Source organism: Sinorhizobium sp. 6-70, assembly GCF_030124375.1.
In the GTDB taxonomy this organism is placed as follows: domain Bacteria; phylum Pseudomonadota; class Alphaproteobacteria; order Rhizobiales; family Rhizobiaceae; genus Sinorhizobium.
The window spans coordinates 1-17,394 of sequence record NZ_JASKLS010000001.1 but is presented as its reverse complement, the minus strand read 5'-3'; the positions used below and the strand labels follow the sequence as shown (position 1 = coordinate 17,394).

Sequence of the window (17,394 nt, the reverse complement as noted above, 5' to 3'; positions counted from 1 at the left end):
AAGGCCACACTTTAACCGCGTCGCTGGCGCTTTGGCCGTAATATGCACCGTTTGCAATGCATCGCCAGCAAAATTCAACTGCAAAAGCATCGCGATGGAATTGTCTTGTGGACACGCGGCGCTTGCTTCCGCGTTGATTCAGCCCATTTATTTCAATGAGCTATGCGAGTAGAACGACTACCGAGACTTTAAGAGAATGCGCAGGGATGCGCACGGGAAGAGGCGCCCGTCGGCTATGGATCACTATGACATCGTCATCATCGGAGCGGGCCTTGCCGGCTCGCTCGCCGCGATTGCGCTGGCGCGAAACGGCCACAGGGTCGCGCTGGTCGGGCCGAAGCCCGCGATCGCCGACGGACGCACCACCGCCCTCATGGACCAGTCGATCGAATACCTCAAGAAGCTGCAGCTCTGGGATGAGACCGTGCCGCTAACGGCGCCGCTCGTCGCCATTCATATCATCGACGACACAAAGCGTCTGCTACGCGCGCCGCCGGTCAATTTCAGGGCGTCGGAAGTGGGATTGGACGCCTTCGGCTACAATATTCCGAATGCGCCCTTCCTTGAAATTCTGGAAAAGCACGAAGCCGGATTGCCGACGCTCGACCGAATGACGGTGGCGGCAACGACCTTCGACTTCGAGGAGGAGGAAGTCCGGATCGGACTCGACGACGGGAGAACCATCACTGCCGACCTGATCATCGGCGCCGATGGGCGGCGTTCGGCAGTGCGCGAGGCGGCGGGCATTTCCGTGCACACATGGTCCTATCCGCAGACGGCTGTCGTGCTGAATTTCGGCCATGAGCTTCCACACCATGATGTGTCGACCGAGTTCCACACCGAAGCTGGCCCCTTCACCCAGGTTCCGCTTCCCGGCAACCGCTCGAGCCTCGTCTGGGTGCAGAAGCCGCGCGATGCGGAAGAGAGGCTGAAGCTTGCACCGGACGTGCTTTCGCGGACGATCGAGGGTCGGCTACAATCGATACTCGGCAAGGTTACAGCAGAAGGCATCCCGCAGTCCTTCCCGCTCTCGGGCATGACGGCCCGCCGCTTCGGCAAGGGGCGCACGATGCTGGTTGGCGAAGCTGCCCATGCCTTTCCGCCGATCGGCGCCCAGGGCCTCAACTTAAGTCTGCGCGATGTCATGACGCTCGTCGAACTCGTCGGATCGTCGACCGGCGGCAGGCTGCCGGCCGACACCGGCGACCGGTTCGACAGCCGCAGGCGGATCGATATCGTCAGCAGAACCGCGAGCGTCGACCTTCTCAATCGCTCGCTGCTTTCCGGATTCCTTCCGGTTCAGGCGCTGCGCGCTGTCGGCTTGCACCTGCTCTCGTCGGCCGGTCCGCTTCGCGGGCTGCTGATGCGCGAAGGCATTCATCCGGGCAGCGCGATTCACGCGCTCAAGGAGGGTCTACGGGAAAAGATCAGCGGGAAGAGCGCCTGACCGGATCAGAAAAAGCAAGCCGGTTACGGTCGCGACCGAAAGCAGCGTCGTAATGAGGATTGTCGCCGAGGCGCGCTCCTGCCAGACGTGATACTGGTGGGCGATCACGAAGACGTTCGTCGCCGTCGGCAGTGATGCAAGCAGCACGGCCGTCTGCACCCAGACAGGATCGTAGCCACCGCCGAGGCTGAGCGCGACATACATCAACAGGGGGTGAAGAACGAGCTTCACCGGAACGATGTAGCCGATTTCGACAGGGATCCGCTTGATCGGCCGCAGCGCCAGGGTAACGCCCATGGCAAATAGCGCGCAAGGAGCGGCCGCCTGCGCCAGATAATCGATCAGCCGCTGAACCGGCACTGGCGGCTGTACTGCGAGGAACGCCGCCGCGACACCGGCGAAGGTCGACAGAATGAAGGGATGCAGCACGATCCTCCGCATAATACCGAGCGCGAGGATGACGGGTGGCTCCTTACGACCACCCGTAGCCGCCATCATTGCCGGCGCAACGGTAAAGTGCGCCGCATTCTCGAAGCAGAAGATCAGCGCGACCGGAACAGCCGCAGCCTCACCGAGCGCAAGCAGCGCCAACCCCGGCCCCATGTAGCCGATGTTGCCATAGGCGGCGGCAAATCCCTGGATCGTCGCCTCCGCAATCGTGTTCCGGCGTAGAAACAGTCCGACTGAGAAGATCAGGGCAAAGACCACATAGGTCGTCCCGACACTGGTCAGGATAAAGTCTGCGCGCGTCAGCTCTTCGACAGGTGTGCGCGAGACCAGCTTGAAGAAGAGCGCGGGCAACGCCAGGTAGACGATGAACGTATTCAGCCAGCCCATCGCCTCGCCGGGATGATCGACAAGGCGAGCAGTAAGATAGCCGAGAAAGATCAGCCCGAAGAACGGCAGCACCAGGCCTGCAATTTCGGTCATGTCCCCGTCCCCACCCGCTACCGTGCCTAAAACAATTCCGGTTTTCCCGCCGGAATTGCGTTGTTTCAAAGAGTTAGAGCGTTCACCGTTTCAATGAAACGGTGAACGCTCTAACCGATTTGCATCAGGATGGGAAAGGTCTGCTGGAACCAGATCGCAACCGAACTGATGAAGCCGAAGAGGAAGGCGAGGCCCGCCAGAACGAGCAGTCCGCCCATCAGCTTCTCGACGAGACCGAGATGGCGCCGGAAGCGCGAGAGAAAATGCATGAACGCCCCGGAAAACCCGGCGGCGATCCAGAACGGGACGGCAAGGCCAAGCGAATAGACCGCCAATAGCAGTGCGCCGTCGCTTACGGTGTCGCGTGCGGCAGCGACGCCGAGAATGGTACCGAGAACAGGGCCGATGCAGGGTGTCCAGCCAAAGGCGAAGGCAAGACCCATGATATAGGCGCCGGACAGTGTCGCGGGCTTGCCGCCGCCCTGAAAGCGCGCCTCGCGGGCAAGCAGGCCAATGCGGAAGACGCCGAGGAAGTGCAATCCCATGACGATGATGATGATGCCGCCGATGCGCGACAGCAGGTCTATGTATTGCCGCAGCAAGAGTCCGATCGACGACGCCCCCGCGCCGAGCGCCACAAAGACGGTCGCGAAGCCGAGCGTGAAGAACAGCGCCGCCGGCAGCACCGCGCGTCGGGTGCTGGCGATCGCGACGGTGTCACCACCGCGAAACTGGTCCACGGAGACGCCGGCCATATAGCAGAGGTACGGTGGAACCAGTGGCAGGACGCAGGGTGAAAGAAAGGACAGCGCGCCTGCGAGAATGGCGGTCCAGATGGAAATATCGGCAATGGACAAAGGGTAGAACTCCGGCACTCGGCATATCGCCCTTTCTATACGTATACCTATACAGTGAAACCAATCACCTTTTGGCGATCATTTTGCCGCACGCGCCCGCCCCTTTGACCGAAACCTAATCAATGGAATCCGGCTCCGCGGAATGTCGCCACGCCATTTACGCGAATCGGCGGCATTCTCGCTTTCCGGTCGTTCCCCTCCGCATCCATAAGCGGGGTGTAATTGCATTTTTTAGGTTGACCGCAGCCAAGCTCGCGTGCATATGTCCGCCCACTTCCGCCGGGCTTCGCGGCCGCGGCGCGGGAGCGCGTAGCTCAGTCGGTAGAGCAACTGACTTTTAATCAGTAGGTCCAGGGTTCGAATCCCTGCGCGCTCACCAAGCAAAGTCAAAAATTTACCGAAGATAGTTCACGTAAAGCGTCATGTTCCGCACCAGGGCGACATTTGGGTGACCATGGACCTTCACAGCCACCGCGTGCCTCGCCTCGCCACCGAAGGCAACTGCGATAATTTTGGCATTCAGGCGGCACACGCCCCACTCGGCGATACTTAACATTCGACGAATCTCGAACTGTGGCTCATACACATCGCAGGACGGATAACGCTCGGACTCGCGAAAATCGCTCTTCCGTAAGCGCGCAATCCGGTCTCTATCAGATGGAACTAATGAGCCCTCCAACTGTTTCCCTCTGCAGCTTGCGTCAAAAGGACAGCCCTAATGTTTACCGCCCTGTTCGTCGCTTCGCTCCTGGCGCCAACGAACGTACTTTCGAACGTCGCCTCGGTGGACGACTTGCAAGCGGACTTCGAACACGCTGTTGCCTGTGAGCAGATCGACGGCCGCAAGGTCTGGAAGGGTGAAATCGCCTACTACATTCAGTCCTATGTCTACGAGGGCGATGCCACAGCCCAGACCGACGCCGCCGACGCGGTATTGCCCGGGGACAACACGCCTGAAACGGTCAAGGAGTTCGAACGGGCCTGCGCCGCGAGCGCGTCGGCCCGGTCGTCCCGCTGACGCTTATCGCGTCTGAAACCGGGAGCGAATTCCTTCTATGATCGTGCCACTTCTCTGCCTCGAGAAATTTCTCCGCGGGTGATACTTCGCATCTTCAACGGGCTCGATTGATATTCGCGGCTGTAAGCGCGCGAGAAGGCGGAGAGGCTATCGAAGCCGCAACGCAAGGCGATGTCGCGTATCGGAATAGCCGAATCGCGGACAAGCCGATGCGCCACCTGAAGCCGAAGGCGGAGATAATAGGCCGCGGGACTGATCGAGAGCCCCCTTGCGAAGAGGAGTTCGAGCTTGCGCCGTGAGATGGATAGCCGCCGCGCCAACGCCGCGACGGTCAATGGCCGCTCCAGCGTGCGTTCCATCAGCCTTATCGCGCCGGCAAGCTCCGGATCGCGTGCCTCGATGCGGCCAAGCGACACGAAAGGCTGCACATCGGTAGCGCTGTGCATCTGGTCGTAAACGAAGATGCTTGCCACATCGAGGGCCAGGGCCGGCCCCAACCGCTCGGTGATCAGATGCAGCATCATGTCGAATGTCGGTGAAGCGCCGCCGGAGGTCCAATATCTGCCGTCGGTTACGAAGCGGTCACCGATAACGGTAAGCGCCGGAAAGGTTTGGCTGAAATCCTCGAGTTCTTCCCAGTGCGCCGTTGCCTTGCGGCCATTGAGAAGGCCCGACCGCCCGAGCAACCAGCAGCCGGATTCGATCCCCGCGACGATATCGAAATGACGGGCGCACTCCTGCAGCGTCGCGAGAAACCGCTTGCCGGCATGCTTGTTGAGATTGAAGCCTCCGATTACCAGCAGAAGATCACCGCCGAGCGGCGGCGCGAATCGACCTTCGACGTTGATCGGAACGCCGCAGGTCAGCATCGTCGCCTCTCCATCGCCGGACAGGAGCCGCCAGCGAAAGACCTGTCTGCCGGCCACGCGATTTGCCGCGCGCATCGGATCCAGCACCGAGGCCAGCGACATGATGGACGACTCGGGCAGGACGACAACCACAACCTCAATCGGAGATTGTTTTTCGACGCGCTTTGACATGCGGATAACGTCAAATTTTATGCGTGATATGTCAATTACGAAATCGCGATTCAGGCATTATCGACAGGCAATCGATCTCCCTTCGCGCGGCATTTTGCAGCCCCGCGCAGAGACGTTCCCCTTTCCGCGATTTTTCCGGGACGGGCCGGTCGGAATCCAACCCCGCCGGTCCGTTTTCTTTGCGCTATGCGTGGGATGCGACCGAACTGATTTTTGGCAGACTCGTTCCCCATTAGTTGATACTCTTCGCAATTAGACAACGGAGGCATCTGGATGAGCAGAACCATGCTTGTTGCGATCTTCGGCGCGTCGCTGCTGGCAGGAACGTCTAACGCAGCAGACCTGACGGAGGCTCCAGCGCCAGCGCCGGTTGTCGAAGCTGCCCCCACATTCGTCTGGACCGGCGGCTATGTCGGCCTTCAAGGCGGCGGCGGATGGCTCAACAGCGATTTAAGTGTCCCCGGGGCAAGCGCGTCGGAAGACTTCAATGGCGGCCTCTTGGGCGCATTCGCCGGTTACAACTACCAGCACGGTGACTGGGTCCTCGGTATCGAAGGAGATGTCACCTACAACTGGAACGACAAGACCATCAACGCCTTTGGCGCGAACACCAAGGTCGGAACCGACGTCTCCGGATCAGTGCGCGGACGCGTTGGCTACACCTTGAACGAAAAGGCCTTGCTGTACGCGACCGGCGGCTGGGCGGTGACCCGCGGCTTCGTCGACGTTCCCGGCGCGCCGAAGGAGAAGGAGACCTTCAACGGCTGGACTATCGGAGCCGGCGTCGATTATGGCTTCACCAGCAACGTCTTCGGTCGCGCCGAGTATCGCTACAATGATTTCGGCGACGAGGACATCGACGGTGTCAATGTCGATCTCGACCAACATCAGTTCACAGTGGGTGTCGGCGTGAAATTCTGACGGCTACAGCGCAACACGTCTTATCAGACCCGCAAAGGACGCTGTAGCACTTTGCGTGGGCTGCCTGTTTCTTTAAATCGGCTACGATTTACGGGAATATGCAGTAAGATCATTTCGATCGACGCCCCCGGCCCCAATTACCGGGGGTTTTTTCTGAGGACGGGACCACCAGCCGGGCGCCAGGTATCAGGCAATGTGCCGGGGGAACCAAAGTGCGAAGGCAAACAAAAAACCGGGAGGAACAATGGGAAAGTTTCTCGAATTTCTGGGCGGCGTCATCGCGATCGGCACGCTCGCTTTGCTTGCAATGACGCTGGTACCCTCTCTCGACATCAGGACCCTGCTTACCGTGCTCCCTTGGGCGTTCCCAGCAATAGCCGGCGGACTCGTTCTTGTTGCCTTCGGCTCGATGCTCGATCATCTCGCCGCGATTCGTTCAGCTGCGGAAAAGCAGGCGGAAATCTTCCAGAAGCTCTTGGATCGACGAGTTCCGCCAAAGACCGAATAAGAATCCTGCCCGCGGAGCAGCAAACGCAGTACAAGTTCCGCGCGAATCATTGTAAAATCAAGGCCCTCTACTGCTAGCATGATCTAAGAACGCCGCTGCAGTCTTCGGTAGATTGAGGGCGCCTTTAATTCTTACTGGTTGAAAAATCTGACTTCTGGCCCAATATTCACGTTGAGACGACCAACCTGAGGAGGAGTCGCCATGAACAGAAATGTGGTCATCGGCATCATCGTTGTCGCACTCATCATCCTTGCCGTAATATATCTGATGCCAGGAACCGGTCCACAGACAACCGAAACGACTCCTGCTCCAACGACGACGGAACCAGCAACGCCTCCGGCAGCGCCAGAGCAACCGGCAACGCCACAGCAACCGGCAACGCCAGCGCAACCGGAAACGCCAGCCCAACCAGCAACGCCACAGCAACCCGCGACGCCACAGTAGGCTTTCCTACTCGCCGCGACCGTCTGTTGGATGAACCGCGCCGCACGTCACTTAAGACGCACGGCGCGGTGACACACTGAACTGCTGATTGATTCAGCACATCACGTAACAATCAGTTCGGGCGTGCTTAGTAGTAGGGCGAAACGCACTGCTGGCGGGGCCCGTAGTAAGGCTGGAAGCTGTTGTCGTACGCCCGGTAAGAGCGGTACTGCGCATAGCACCAATCGACATGAGCACGGCTCGCATCCGTATAGACGCGTCGCGGCGGTGGCGGCGCTGCGATCGCACCGCCAATGACCATGCCCGCTCCAAACGCCGCCAACGGATACCACCATCCGTCACTGTGCCGACGATACCCGTCCCGCCGGTAGCGATAACCGCGGTAACCGTTGTAATGGCTATAACGAGGGCCGTCGTTGCCGCGCCAACCGTGACGCGGTCCGCCATGGTGCCATGGCCTATGGTGGACCAATTCTATCCCGCTCGAGTTCGACTGCGACACTGGCGCAAGGGGCATGGCCTGAGCCGATGTGTAGCTGGTGAATGCCGTAACCGCCGCAAGGACGAATACACCGATCTTCTTCATTCATATCACCGAATCTGGTTTCCGATCGGGCGATCTTTCCCTGCCGAGACTGAACCGGGCATGAACGTCCACGGAAGTCGATTAAAACGCGCATCGTGAGGAAATTGGCCACAATGGCGCTGCCGGTCGCGTCTTAGTGGTCAAGGCCTGGAAGGGCCACTGCATGTTTATCTTAAATCCTAGCCGGTTTGGGGATAGGACATGCAGCGATTCAAAGTGCTACAGCATCCTGTCGCGCCTGATAGACGCAACGTGCCGTAGGCGGACCGTGCCAGATTCTGACGAACAGTGATTCGTCGCAGTCCGCGATATCCTGGCGGCGAGTGATCTTGCGGCAAGCACCGCCGCCGGTCTATTGCCCCATTCGACCGGCCAGCGCCTTGTCGGTAAACATAACCGTCTCAGCCCGACCCACGTCAGTGGGAGATCGGGAGACGATCGCTCATCGACCTTTCCGCCTGACCAACAGGCCTCAGCCTATACGAGGGCAACCTGGTCGATTTGCGAAGTACACGGTCGTGTATCGACCGCGGCGACCGACGCCGTCAACGACGACCTGCCTGCGGGTAACGGATTCAATCTCAGGATCATCCAACCCCAGGCTATAGGCGCGACGGATGGCCTGGCGTTCGCTGCAACCGCGATAAGATCGATAGTTGTCGCGGTCATAGTCTCGATCGCGCATCTGCACATCAGGCCCACCCGGGCCAAGGTACAAGTCCAGAGACTGGGCCGGCGAAGCGGATGGCAGGGCCATAAGGGCGCCAGCCATCGTCAATCCGGTCGCGAGAACCTTGCCGATGTTCATGGCTTCTCCTCCATGTCCTCATTTAAGTTGTCTCTAAAGCTGAACGGTGCTGGAACGGATAAAGTTCCCGATGCAGCCGCTCTCCAAGTCCGTTGGCGCGTCAGCCTCTCCGGCTGCCCGTCAATTCTGTATCACGGACCACCTGCCATCGATCCGACGACCACCATCACCACCGCGTCGACATCGATTTCACCATTGACGGTGAGTTTGCCCCTGGTTCGGCGGACACTGAGTTTCGAGGGATTTTCGGCTGCCTGCCGTTCAAGCTCTTCGGCGACCGCAGCGATCGCTTTCGCCTCCAATGTGCCCTGATTTAAATCGCTGGTACCCATTTCCAGAAAACGCCCTCCTTGCGCTCGGGATAATGCTTGAATTCACACTCGAATCGCCGGCCGTAAGATGCAGCTTCCGCCAGTGCTGCCGGAGCTGGCGGATTCATTCCTCTGCCTGGAGCGAACCAGTCTTCAATGAGATCATCGGGAACATAGGTCCCTATCCTCAAGGGAAGACTGGCCAACACGAAATCCATCTCTTTTGGCGGTGGCATGCGCTTCTCCCGACCAGACTAACAAGGCTAAAGCCCAGAAGTTCCGCCCGCCTTGCTCCGTCAGACTCGCGGCTGCCACGCGCCAAGGCAGAAAGACCACTTGGGCGGATGCGAAGTCGAGGCACACTGCAAGGCGTAACGGACTTATTGGTTTGGCGACGCTATGCCAGGATCACGACGACCTTAAGCGACGAAGGCTCGACGATTACGATCCGGCCATCGGCCAAGACGAAGAAGCGATAGCCCTCATATTTTGGCACGATCCTGACGATACGCGGCGGGAGAGGCCTCAGTTCGACGGTTTGGGGGACGGCTGCACCGACCGTCACGTTGAAATCAACGTCGACAGGCTCGACCTTCTCTTCCTTGACGATCTGCGTTATTTCCGTCTTCTGCTCCACCGTCACGTTGACATCGCCGCCGCCAGTAGCCTCGCCCTTCTGGGTCTGCTGCGGTTCACTCTCAGCGGGCTGATCGGTTCCGCCCTGCTGCTGCTCGGTCTGCCCCTGATCAGGTTGCTGCTGGTCGGTCTGCCCTTGATCGGGCTGCTGCTGGTCCGTTTGGCCTTCCGGAGCCTGCTGTTCGCCATCGGGTTGGTTCGGCTGCTCTGATTCGGGAGCCCCCTGATCTTGCTGCTGTTGCTGCTCTGGCGTCCCGGTATCGGGTTGCTGCTGCTGGTCCTGCTGCAACTGCTGTCCACCCTGCTCAGCGCCAGGCTGTTGCTCGTCCGTGGGTTGATCTGGCTGGCCCTGACCTGTACCTTCACCGTTCGGTTGCACCGCGCCGCCCTGTGCATCGGGCTGCTGCCCCTGTGCACCGCCCTGCGGACATTCGGTGCCTGGCGGGCATTCGGTGGATTGACCTTGTGCCGGCTGCTCGGTCTGCGCGAGAGCAGGCGTGTAGGCGACGCCCACACTCAAAGCAATTGCGCTCTTTATGAGGATACCTTTCATCATCGGAAGTACTCCAAATAAAATCCCTTCCGAAGCCGAACCCGTTGAGTTCAAGAGTGTTCCGGCGAACCCGCCGGAGGTAGCCGAAAAAGGACATGTGTCCGACCTTCGTCCCAAAGCGCACAGCCATAAGTCCTAGGGTCGTTGCGGAATGTTCCTCCTGACACATATTGCAGCCGTTGAGCGCCAACGGCGGATTATCCCCAATGCCGGCGTGAGCGCGTGAGGTCCCAGAGCGACGCCCCAATAGTCCCTTCTGCCCCGTTCTGGGACCTTCATTTCTCCTCGCGTTGAGGCGATGGTTCAGCGCGTTGCGTCGGGAAGCCGAACTCGGGCGCGATGTCGCTTTGACCGCTGGCAGCGGCCGCATGCGCAACGTTTAAATGCCTGCGGACGCATCTCAACTGTGATGGCCGGTCAACGGCTCGGCATCAAGACGCTCTCGTCGGCTTCATCCACCATGATCTGCGATACCGGGACGACTGATCGCATCACGCCTTTGTCACGCTCTCGTCACGTTCAGCAACTAAGAAAACAGCAACATCGTCATTGACCACGGATGTACTGGCAATGGCTACAGGAAGGTCGGGTTCAGCCCGGCCTTTTTTGTTGATTGGTGCCGCTGCACGGGTCGCCGATGAGGAACCCATCGTCGATCGCGCCGACCACCGTTCAGCCACCGGGCGCAAGGACACAAGCGAGAAATCGGAGGTCAATCCCGTTGCAGGCGGGGCGGTTTGACGCCGACCACACGTCGAAACGCCGCAGGAAAGACTTCCTACCATGCAGAAGCAATAGAGACTGCAACGGTATCCGTCGGCCCCCCGACCTCGGGCGCAATCGCGACCAATGTCACAAGCACGAGCAATGCCGCACCTATCCCCATGAACAACTCGGTCAGATCAGCGTCCATAGTCATCTCCCCGAATTTAGGCAGAAGGAATAGTGGCGGTTCCATCATCTCGGCTCAACTCTCAGATTTTAGTGGTTGAGGGCCGCACAAGGGGTCCGTGTATACGCGGTTTCGCCTGCACGAGGGCCAGTGTTTTGAGAGTCTCGCCAGCGGCCGATAGGATTGCCGAAAGGCCATATCGAAGAGGGTGATTCGAAATCGACGGCTGACGAGAGAGGCGGTGATGAATCCCGTGACAGCCTACACCAATGTGACGAATATGTAGCGTTCCACAACCGTTTGGCGATTGTTCGCGTTGCGTTCATTCAACGTTTAGAGATCGCTAAATCTAGATTTGTCAACGTGAACACCCGAAAGCTACTGCGCAGGTTGAAGCCTCCCGCGCTACGATGACCGGGCCGATCCTCGTCTGCCGTTGCTGCATACCGGAATCCCGGGATCAGACCTTCCCCTTCGTCAGCCTGAGCGAGCAGCCCGCGTTGCAGTTCTCTTAGCCACGTACAATCCGCCTCCAGAGAGCGGGTTTTGTAGGCTGGCACGGGGAGCGCAATTCAACCGCCGTCAACACGCGGCCGGATCTCGTCTGGAACAGCGATCTCGGGCGGGAGGGGTCCGCGGGCGGGATCGAGAAATATCTCCAAATGGAGGCCCTCCACATGGGGGCCTCGGCTGCGGCAACCTCCCTCCGTCTTGCCGACGCGCATTTCCACTTTGAATTGCCGAAACAGCATGGCATCTTCCAGCGGCACGATTTGGCTCGGGCTGTGGGGTGCCGATGTCGGACGAACTGTTCTATCTTCTGTTTCTGTTCGGATTCTACGCCACGACAGTCGTTACCTATTTCGCCCTTGGTTATGGTCTCACCTGGGTCAACAACCGCAATCCTGAGCGGAAGATTCAGAAGGGGCGCGGGTCCGACAAACGCCGCAATGCGGAAATCCGCCAGAGCCTCGCTTCGATGTTCAGCGCTTGCCTGCCGCTGACCATCGGCCTCTACGCCCAGCAAAAGGGTTGGACGCCGGCGCCCTGGGCCCTCACTTGGTGGGCGGCGGTGCCGCTCTTTGTCCTGTGCATGTTTCTCTATGACACCTGGTTCTATTTCATGCACCGGCTGCTCCATACGAAGTGGCTCTACCCCCTGCACGCGCTTCATCACAAGAGTGTCGCACCAACGATCTGGAGCACCTATTCGGAGGATGTCTTCGACAATTTTCTACTGCAGGGGTTCTCAGCCGTAATCGTCTTTGTCGTCCCGTTTCCGCCAGCGATTCTCATCGGACAAAGGCTGTTCGAACATTTCAACGGCATGTTCGGACATTGTGGGTTCGAGTATTTCGCCTCATCGACAACGCGTTATCCGTCCCCTTTGCTGTGCACGAGTTTCCATGATCAGCACCATTCGGGATTTCGGTACAACTACGGCAACTATTTCTCGTTCTGGGACCGGGTGCTGGGCACGATTTCGCCGAGCTACGACCAGCGCGTGAGGAAGTTCGAGCATGAGGGACCGCCGCTCAAATTCAGTGAGGCCGGTGGCGGCAATCTACTTCAGGCGGCCGAGCGCAGCCCAGAGAAAAAAGGATGCGCCTCCGATGAGCCACCAGCCACGGAGGAACACGGGCCCGGCGATGGCACTGTACGGCTGGAGCCTGCTCCCGATGGCCGAGGTCTTCGCGAAGGAAGCCGGTAAGGAGCGCTCCGCCGAAGGCCGCTTCAGAACGCCTTGCGAACAGTCGCACCGATGACCCTGTTCTGTCTCACCTTAAATAAAATCAAATAGTTACATGGTGGTTTGGCGACCCCTGCAGGACTCGAACCTGCGACAACCTGCTTAGAAGGCAGGTGCTCTATCCAGCTGAGCTAAGGGGCCGTAGGGCGTTGCCCTCTTGCGGACTTGCCAGAACCTCAGTGGGTCCAGGGCTGCATCCGGTTGAAACGGAAATTGTCCGAATAGGACACATTCTTGCGCGTCGAATCCTTCGGCGCGATCACGCGGTAGTCTATGCCGTTGCGCTCAGCGTAGGCGATTGCCTGTTCCGCGCTTTCGAAGGTGAGCCGCAGTTGCTGGCGCATGTCGCCAGAGCTTGTATATCCCATGATCGGGTCAATGGTACGCGGCTTTTCCTGATCGAACTCCAACACCCACAGATGCGTCTTGGCCTTGCCGGACTGCATGGCTGTCTTTGCGGGACGATAGATCTTCGCGGACATTGTCTTGAACGGCTCCCGTTTATCCATCGCAGCGCCGTGGCTTTGACACGCCAACCATCGCTGCAACACGTCTATTTGCTGCATAATTCCCGAGCTTAAATCGACTCCAATTAAGGAATTGTGCAGCAGCACGGCATGGCTCTAGTCCCGCCGTGCGTCTTCCCTTAGCGCAGATTGATCCAAAACGGAATGACCGATGACGGGAAAATGACGCTTTTCCGACAGCTTGCGATGCCGCACTGGCAATGCGCCACCGGCGCGGCTACGCGGTTGGATGCGAACCAGCAGAAGCGGATCAGAGGCGAACTTCTCTTCTACGTCACTGGTTCATCCCGTGCTCGCACACTGGCGTCTGAAAATCATCAAACGAAACGCGAAATATCAATGATTTCAGGGGAATTAAGTGGTCGGAGTGGAGAGATTCGAACTCCCGACCCTCTGGTCCCAAACCAGATGCGCTACCAGACTGCGCTACACTCCGTACCAACGAGGGCGGAGATACACGCTTCGCCTCGTGCCTGCAACATGAATTTTGTGCCCAGCAGTAGGTCGCGGCGCACTCAATTTGCGGCCGGGATCCGGGAACCTTCGAGGCGGTCGCCGGGCTCTATGCCGAGTCGTTTCACCGTACCGGCGTTGAGCTCGAGTACAAACGCCACCGGCTCACCGGAATCGATGATTGTCTCGGACAAGGGCACGGCGTTTTCATGAATCGTGCGAACCGTTCCATCGCGCGCGACAAAGAGCATATCCAGCGGCAGGTAAGTGTTTTTCATCCACATCATCACCCGACGCGTCTCGCCAAAATCGAACAGCATGCCGTGATCCGGGGCCATCTGGCGGCGATACATCAGCCCCTGCTCGCGCTGGCCCGGGTCGACCGCGAGTTCGACCGTCAGGTCATGGGCGCCAGTCCCGGTCAAAAGACGCAACTTGTCGCGCCCAAAGGAAACGTCGGCGAAAACCGCAGAAACGAACAACGAAAACAAAAAAAGCGCCGCGACGGCGCTTCTTGCAGATATGCGGAGAGACGAAGCCATCAGTGTGACCGGTTGGTTGGCGTCGGACCGTCGGGATGAATTTCCGCAGCCATCAGACCCTTTTCGCCGTCGCCGAAGCGCACCAACACCACCTGGCCGGGCCGCAGTTCCGTGAGCCCGAAACGGCGCAGCGTCTCCATGTGCACGAAGATGTCTTCGGTCCCCTCACCCCGTGTCAGGAAGCCAAAACCTTTGGTGCGGTTGAACCACTTTACGAGCACGCGTTCGAGGCCACTGGTCGGCGTAACCTGAACATGTGTTCTGACCGGGGGAAGCTGAGAAGGATGGACGGCAGTCGATTGATCCATCGAGAGAATGCGGAAAGCCTGGTATCCGCGGTCCCGTTTCTGAACAAGCGCGACGACGCGCGCACCCTCAAGAACCGTCTGATAGCCGTCGCGCCGCAGGCAGGTAACATGCAGCAATACATCCTGCATGCCGTTGTCGGGCACAATAAAGCCGAAGCCCTTGGCCACGTCGAACCACTTGATAACGCCTGTAATTTCGATGAGGTCAAGGGCGTCATTGCCAAAGTCGTCATTGTGGATGACGTCTTTCGAAGATGTTCTATCCGCCATTCTCCCAGCCCCTCGTTTACGCGCAACTCTTGATACGGTTAACTGATTCTTAGTGACCAGAATAACATCGTCCCGCCGCGCATGCGCAAGTCCCTCGACATATTTTGGCCGGGGTCATTTATGGGGACGCAGCCTTGCCTCTGGCTTGCTGCAGGCTAAGTATACGACATATTCTCAGAAACAGGGACAACCCAATGCGCTATCTGCACACGATGGTTCGTGTAAAGGACCTGGACCAGGCTCTTCACTTCTACTGCACGCTCTTCGGCCTCCAGGAAATCCGCCGGTACGAAAACGAAAAAGGCCGATTCACGTTGGTCTTTCTTACCGCGCCCGGCGACGTCGACCAGGCCAAGGACGGAGGCTCCCCCTGCCTCGAACTCACCTATAACTGGGACACCGAGGACTATACGGGCGGCCGCAACTTCGGCCATCTCGCCTACGAAGTGGACGACATCTACGGCTTCTGCAAACATCTGATGGACAACGGCGTGACCATCAACCGTCCTCCGCGCGACGGGCACATGGCGTTTGTCCGCTCACCGGACGGAATTTCGTTCGAGATCCTTCAGAAAGGCGAGCATCTACCCGCGCAGGAGCCCTGGGCTTCGATGGCCAATACCGGCAGCTGGTAAGCTCCGCGCAATTTCGGCTGAGTAGCTTCCAACCGTGTCATCGGCGTGGTCCGCTTGGCACGGCACCCAAGGCGAAGCCCGAAAGATCGGACACATCGACGAATGATCTTCGGCCCGGCCAGGATGCCGGGCCTTTTTTGCGTATCTATCGTGAAGGCACGAAAAGGTTAGTGCAGGTTTACAAATTGCGCGATGTTCATTAACTTTGCGCACCAGACGTTGAAACGGGGTTCTGCTTCGCAATCAATTGCGGCGCCAAAGCCCTTTACTTGGCCTGACCTTTCCCGTGGTGTGGCTTTTGCTCACCGCGAGGAAAATGAGTTGTTTGTTCTGGGGCGATGTTTCGGAACTGAGACTTAATGCATGTGCGAGGACGAAAGCCTCAGACGTGCACGGAGAGCGGGGATAAGACGTTGCAACATCTGGAGGGGAAATGCGCGTTCGTGACGTTCGGACGCGCGGCCGCGTTATCCGTATCATTATTCGCATTGGCAGGTTGCATGTCGTCGGCCGGCGACGAGGTGGCTTCCCTTAAGCCGCAGCAATCGGCGACACCGACGCAGGCGGCGACCGAAAGCGGCGAGGCGCAAACCGCGGCCGACTCCGGAACGGCCGTGCCGCAGGCCACGGGCGTTGCCGCCCAGACCGATCCGGCGGCGACACAGCAATCGTTGACGATGCAGAGCACGGGCCTTCGCGCCGCCTCGTCCAGCATTTACGGACAAACCCCCACCGCCACGGCTGATGGCCAAACGGATGCCAACCAGGCGGCAGGTGCAGCCCGCGGCAACGCTGTCCTGACGCAACCAACAGCAGTCAATGCGACAAACAATAGCCTCTTCAGCAACGGGCAAACCATGGCCGAGCCCGCCGCCCCACCGCAAGAGGGCGCCAACAACGAGACGCAGGCTGAAGAGCCGACCGTTGCAGGGGCGGCCGCGAGCGAGCCGGCGACAGACGCCGACCTTCCGCTCGTCGTTCCGCTCCCGCTCAGCGCGCAAGCTGCACTGTCCGGAAAAGTGCCGGTCGAGTTGCAGCCGGTAGAAGTTGCCTCGGTGGATCCGGCGACGCTTCCGCAAGCGAATCCCGGTCAACCGGTCGATCCGGCGAAAAAAGAGGGTGAGACGCAGCAAAGGACCAAGACCTGGACGCTTGCAAGCCTCTTTGCACCGAAGCGAAAGGAGAAGCCGCGGTCAGACGGCGAACCCACCGTCCAGCAGACGCAGAAGAAGACCATCACCGCGAGCGATGCGAGCCAGCCGCAAGTCGCCTCGCTCGCCTACAGTTCGTTGCCTGGGGTCAACATGAATCCGCTTTTCAGCATGGAGCATGAAGATCACGTCGCCGACGAGGAGGACGCACCAGTCCAGACGGCGGCACTGTCCGGCCTCGCCCGTCTCGCGCCGAACGGCCTCGTGTTGCAGACAGAGAGGGTGGAAACCGGCTGCTTCAGGCCAGAGCTTCTCGAGATGCTGAAGACGGTCGAGAGGCACTACGGCCAGAAGGTTATGGTGACCTCCGGACTGCGGGCGATCAAGGTCAACCGGAAACGCCAGTCTCTCCACACGCGATGCGCAGCCGCCGACATCCAGGTCAAGGGTGTCAACAAGTGGGAACTCGCGAGCTTCCTGCGCAGCATTCCGGGCCGCGGCGGCGTCGGCACCTATTGTCACACGGAATCGGTCCACATCGACATCGGTCCCGAGCGCGACTGGAACTGGCGCTGCCGTCGGCGCAAGAGCTGACGGGTCGCGATCGAGGTACCAAAAAGCTCTCACAAATCGTGAAGAAAGCCCGTTCGATCGCGCTGTCATTTTTTTGAGAAAAATGAATTTAGCCGCTTGCGGGAATCCAAAGGCCTCTCTATAAGCCACCTCGTCTTGGGCGCCCATCGTCTAGCGGTCTAGGACGCCGCCCTTTCACGGCGGAAACACGGGTTCGAGTCCCGTTGGGCGTGC

General features: G+C 59.3%; 19 protein-coding genes and 4 tRNA genes. 9 read left to right on the top strand and 14 right to left on the bottom strand.

Annotated elements, in window-relative coordinates:
* Nucleotides 1–235: 235 nt before the first annotated feature.
* Nucleotides 236–1,447 (top strand): UbiH/UbiF family hydroxylase, encoded by a 1,212-nt coding sequence (locus tag QN222_RS00115; RefSeq protein WP_283960556.1) that lies wholly within the window; start codon nt 236–238, stop codon nt 1,445–1,447.
* Here the strand turns inward: QN222_RS00115 and QN222_RS00110 are convergent.
* Entirely contained in the window at nt 1,415–2,377 is a 963-nt protein-coding gene (locus QN222_RS00110; RefSeq protein WP_283960555.1) for an AEC family transporter, read from the bottom strand. The genes QN222_RS00115 and QN222_RS00110 overlap by 33 nt on opposite strands.
* Before the next feature lie 110 nt (nt 2,378–2,487).
* Nucleotides 2,488–3,234, bottom strand: a complete 747-nt coding sequence (locus QN222_RS00105; RefSeq protein WP_283960577.1) for a cytochrome c biogenesis CcdA family protein — start codon at nt 3,232–3,234, stop codon at nt 2,488–2,490.
* A 303-nt stretch (nt 3,235–3,537) separates the two neighbouring features.
* On the opposite strand from QN222_RS00105, the gene QN222_RS00100 reads away from it, so the two are divergent.
* Nucleotides 3,538–3,613: transfer RNA gene (locus QN222_RS00100), tRNA-Lys, on the top strand.
* Nucleotides 3,614–3,952: 339 nt separating this feature from the next.
* Nucleotides 3,953–4,252, top strand: a complete 300-nt coding sequence (locus QN222_RS00095; RefSeq protein ID WP_283960554.1) for a hypothetical protein — start codon at nt 3,953–3,955, stop codon at nt 4,250–4,252.
* A 35-nt stretch (nt 4,253–4,287) separates the two neighbouring features.
* Here QN222_RS00095 and QN222_RS00090 read toward each other — a convergent pair whose 3' ends face one another.
* Nucleotides 4,288–5,292 (bottom strand): GlxA family transcriptional regulator, encoded by a 1,005-nt coding sequence (locus tag QN222_RS00090; protein ID WP_283960553.1) that lies wholly within the window; start codon nt 5,290–5,292, stop codon nt 4,288–4,290.
* A gap of 273 nt (nt 5,293–5,565) precedes the next feature.
* Between QN222_RS00090 and QN222_RS00085 the strand changes: the two genes are divergently transcribed.
* Both QN222_RS00085 and QN222_RS00080 read left to right on the top strand, forming a co-directional pair.
* The gene (locus QN222_RS00085) at nt 5,566–6,213 is read left to right on the top strand and encodes a porin family protein (RefSeq protein WP_283960552.1); all 648 of its coding nucleotides are present in this window, start codon (nt 5,566–5,568) and stop codon (nt 6,211–6,213) included.
* A 244-nt stretch (nt 6,214–6,457) separates the two neighbouring features.
* On the top strand, nt 6,458–6,721 hold the full coding sequence (locus QN222_RS00080; protein ID WP_283960551.1) for a hypothetical protein: 264 nt from the start codon (nt 6,458–6,460) through the stop codon (nt 6,719–6,721).
* Nucleotides 6,722–7,292: 571 nt separating this feature from the next.
* Here the strand turns inward: QN222_RS00080 and QN222_RS00075 are convergent.
* The 6 genes from QN222_RS00075 to QN222_RS00050 form a co-directional block, all read right to left on the bottom strand.
* Nucleotides 7,293–7,751 carry a BA14K family protein gene (locus QN222_RS00075; RefSeq protein ID WP_283960550.1) on the bottom strand — a complete coding sequence of 153 codons (459 nt, stop codon included), beginning with the start codon at nt 7,749–7,751 and terminating at the stop codon, nt 7,293–7,295.
* Nucleotides 7,752–8,223: 472 nt separating this feature from the next.
* Entirely contained in the window at nt 8,224–8,559 is a 336-nt protein-coding gene (locus QN222_RS00070; protein WP_283960549.1) for a hypothetical protein, read from the bottom strand.
* A gap of 131 nt (nt 8,560–8,690) precedes the next feature.
* Nucleotides 8,691–8,891, bottom strand: coding sequence for a hypothetical protein (locus tag QN222_RS00065; RefSeq protein ID WP_283960548.1), 201 nt, complete (start codon nt 8,889–8,891; stop codon nt 8,691–8,693).
* Nucleotides 8,873–9,106, bottom strand: coding sequence for a hypothetical protein (locus tag QN222_RS00060; RefSeq protein WP_283960547.1), 234 nt, complete (start codon nt 9,104–9,106; stop codon nt 8,873–8,875). The genes QN222_RS00065 and QN222_RS00060 overlap by 19 nt, the downstream gene beginning before the upstream one ends.
* Nucleotides 9,107–9,267: 161 nt before the next feature.
* Nucleotides 9,268–10,059, bottom strand: coding sequence for a DUF1236 domain-containing protein (locus QN222_RS00055; RefSeq protein WP_283960576.1), 792 nt, complete (start codon nt 10,057–10,059; stop codon nt 9,268–9,270).
* Nucleotides 10,060–10,837: 778 nt separating this feature from the next.
* Nucleotides 10,838–10,972: a hypothetical protein gene (locus tag QN222_RS00050; RefSeq protein WP_283960546.1), complete on the bottom strand. Its 135-nt coding sequence runs from the start codon at nt 10,970–10,972 to the stop codon at nt 10,838–10,840.
* Nucleotides 10,973–11,747: 775 nt separating this feature from the next.
* Between QN222_RS00050 and QN222_RS00045 the strand changes: the two genes are divergently transcribed.
* A complete protein-coding gene (locus QN222_RS00045; RefSeq protein WP_283960545.1) occupies nt 11,748–12,662 on the top strand; it encodes a sterol desaturase family protein in 915 nt (304 codons plus the stop codon).
* A gap of 103 nt (nt 12,663–12,765) precedes the next feature.
* On the opposite strand, the gene QN222_RS00040 is transcribed toward QN222_RS00045, so the two are convergent.
* The 5 genes from QN222_RS00040 to QN222_RS00020 all read right to left on the bottom strand — a co-directional run bounded on the left by QN222_RS00040 (nt 12,766) and on the right by QN222_RS00020 (nt 14,801).
* Nucleotides 12,766–12,842 (bottom strand) — tRNA-Arg (locus QN222_RS00040).
* 35 nt (nt 12,843–12,877) lie between these two features.
* Nucleotides 12,878–13,183, bottom strand: coding sequence for an ETC complex I subunit (locus QN222_RS00035; protein ID WP_136507071.1), 306 nt, complete (start codon nt 13,181–13,183; stop codon nt 12,878–12,880).
* 404 nt (nt 13,184–13,587) lie between these two features.
* Nucleotides 13,588–13,664 (bottom strand) — tRNA-Pro (locus QN222_RS00030).
* Between the two features lie 79 nt (nt 13,665–13,743).
* The gene (locus QN222_RS00025; protein WP_283960544.1) at nt 13,744–14,223 is read right to left on the bottom strand and encodes a DUF192 domain-containing protein; all 480 of its coding nucleotides are present in this window, start codon (nt 14,221–14,223) and stop codon (nt 13,744–13,746) included.
* Nucleotides 14,223–14,801: a cold-shock protein gene (locus tag QN222_RS00020; protein WP_136507073.1), complete on the bottom strand. Its 579-nt coding sequence runs from the start codon at nt 14,799–14,801 to the stop codon at nt 14,223–14,225. Before QN222_RS00020 ends, QN222_RS00025 begins: the two co-directional genes overlap by 1 nt.
* 194 nt (nt 14,802–14,995) lie before the next feature.
* On the opposite strand from QN222_RS00020, the gene QN222_RS00015 reads away from it, so the two are divergent.
* From QN222_RS00015 to QN222_RS00005, 3 genes are all read left to right on the top strand, one after another.
* Nucleotides 14,996–15,436, top strand: coding sequence for a VOC family protein (locus QN222_RS00015; protein ID WP_283960543.1), 441 nt, complete (start codon nt 14,996–14,998; stop codon nt 15,434–15,436).
* A 413-nt stretch (nt 15,437–15,849) separates the two neighbouring features.
* Nucleotides 15,850–17,181, top strand: a complete 1,332-nt coding sequence (locus QN222_RS00010; RefSeq protein WP_283960542.1) for a D-Ala-D-Ala carboxypeptidase family metallohydrolase — start codon at nt 15,850–15,852, stop codon at nt 17,179–17,181.
* 139 nt (nt 17,182–17,320) lie between these two features.
* Nucleotides 17,321–17,393 (top strand) — tRNA-Glu (locus tag QN222_RS00005).
* The last annotated feature ends 1 nt before the right edge of the window (nt 17,394 follow it).

What these genes read in the sequence shown, in the direction of transcription:
- QN222_RS00115 (WP_283960556.1), top strand. Translation starts at nt 236, where the DNA reads ATGGATCACTATGACATCGTCATCATCGGAGCGGGCCTTGCCGGCTCG.
- QN222_RS00110 (WP_283960555.1), bottom strand. Translation starts at nt 2,377, where the DNA reads ATGACCGAAATTGCAGGCCTGGTGCTGCCGTTCTTCGGGCTGATCTTT.
- QN222_RS00095 (WP_283960554.1), top strand. Translation starts at nt 3,953, where the DNA reads ATGTTTACCGCCCTGTTCGTCGCTTCGCTCCTGGCGCCAACGAACGTA.
- QN222_RS00090 (WP_283960553.1), bottom strand. Translation starts at nt 5,292, where the DNA reads ATGTCAAAGCGCGTCGAAAAACAATCTCCGATTGAGGTTGTGGTTGTC.
- QN222_RS00085 (WP_283960552.1), top strand. Translation starts at nt 5,566, where the DNA reads ATGAGCAGAACCATGCTTGTTGCGATCTTCGGCGCGTCGCTGCTGGCA.
- QN222_RS00080 (WP_283960551.1), top strand. Translation starts at nt 6,458, where the DNA reads ATGGGAAAGTTTCTCGAATTTCTGGGCGGCGTCATCGCGATCGGCACG.
- QN222_RS00075 (WP_283960550.1), bottom strand. Translation starts at nt 7,751, where the DNA reads ATGAAGAAGATCGGTGTATTCGTCCTTGCGGCGGTTACGGCATTCACC.
- QN222_RS00070 (WP_283960549.1), bottom strand. Translation starts at nt 8,559, where the DNA reads ATGAACATCGGCAAGGTTCTCGCGACCGGATTGACGATGGCTGGCGCC.
- QN222_RS00065 (WP_283960548.1), bottom strand. Translation starts at nt 8,891, where the DNA reads ATGGGTACCAGCGATTTAAATCAGGGCACATTGGAGGCGAAAGCGATC.
- QN222_RS00060 (WP_283960547.1), bottom strand. Translation starts at nt 9,106, where the DNA reads ATGCCACCGCCAAAAGAGATGGATTTCGTGTTGGCCAGTCTTCCCTTG.
- QN222_RS00055 (WP_283960576.1), bottom strand. Translation starts at nt 10,059, where the DNA reads ATGAAAGGTATCCTCATAAAGAGCGCAATTGCTTTGAGTGTGGGCGTC.
- QN222_RS00050 (WP_283960546.1), bottom strand. Translation starts at nt 10,972, where the DNA reads ATGGACGCTGATCTGACCGAGTTGTTCATGGGGATAGGTGCGGCATTG.
- QN222_RS00045 (WP_283960545.1), top strand. Translation starts at nt 11,748, where the DNA reads ATGTCGGACGAACTGTTCTATCTTCTGTTTCTGTTCGGATTCTACGCC.
- QN222_RS00035 (WP_136507071.1), bottom strand. Translation starts at nt 13,183, where the DNA reads ATGTCCGCGAAGATCTATCGTCCCGCAAAGACAGCCATGCAGTCCGGC.
- QN222_RS00025 (WP_283960544.1), bottom strand. Translation starts at nt 14,223, where the DNA reads ATGGCTTCGTCTCTCCGCATATCTGCAAGAAGCGCCGTCGCGGCGCTT.
- QN222_RS00020 (WP_136507073.1), bottom strand. Translation starts at nt 14,801, where the DNA reads ATGGCGGATAGAACATCTTCGAAAGACGTCATCCACAATGACGACTTT.
- QN222_RS00015 (WP_283960543.1), top strand. Translation starts at nt 14,996, where the DNA reads ATGCGCTATCTGCACACGATGGTTCGTGTAAAGGACCTGGACCAGGCT.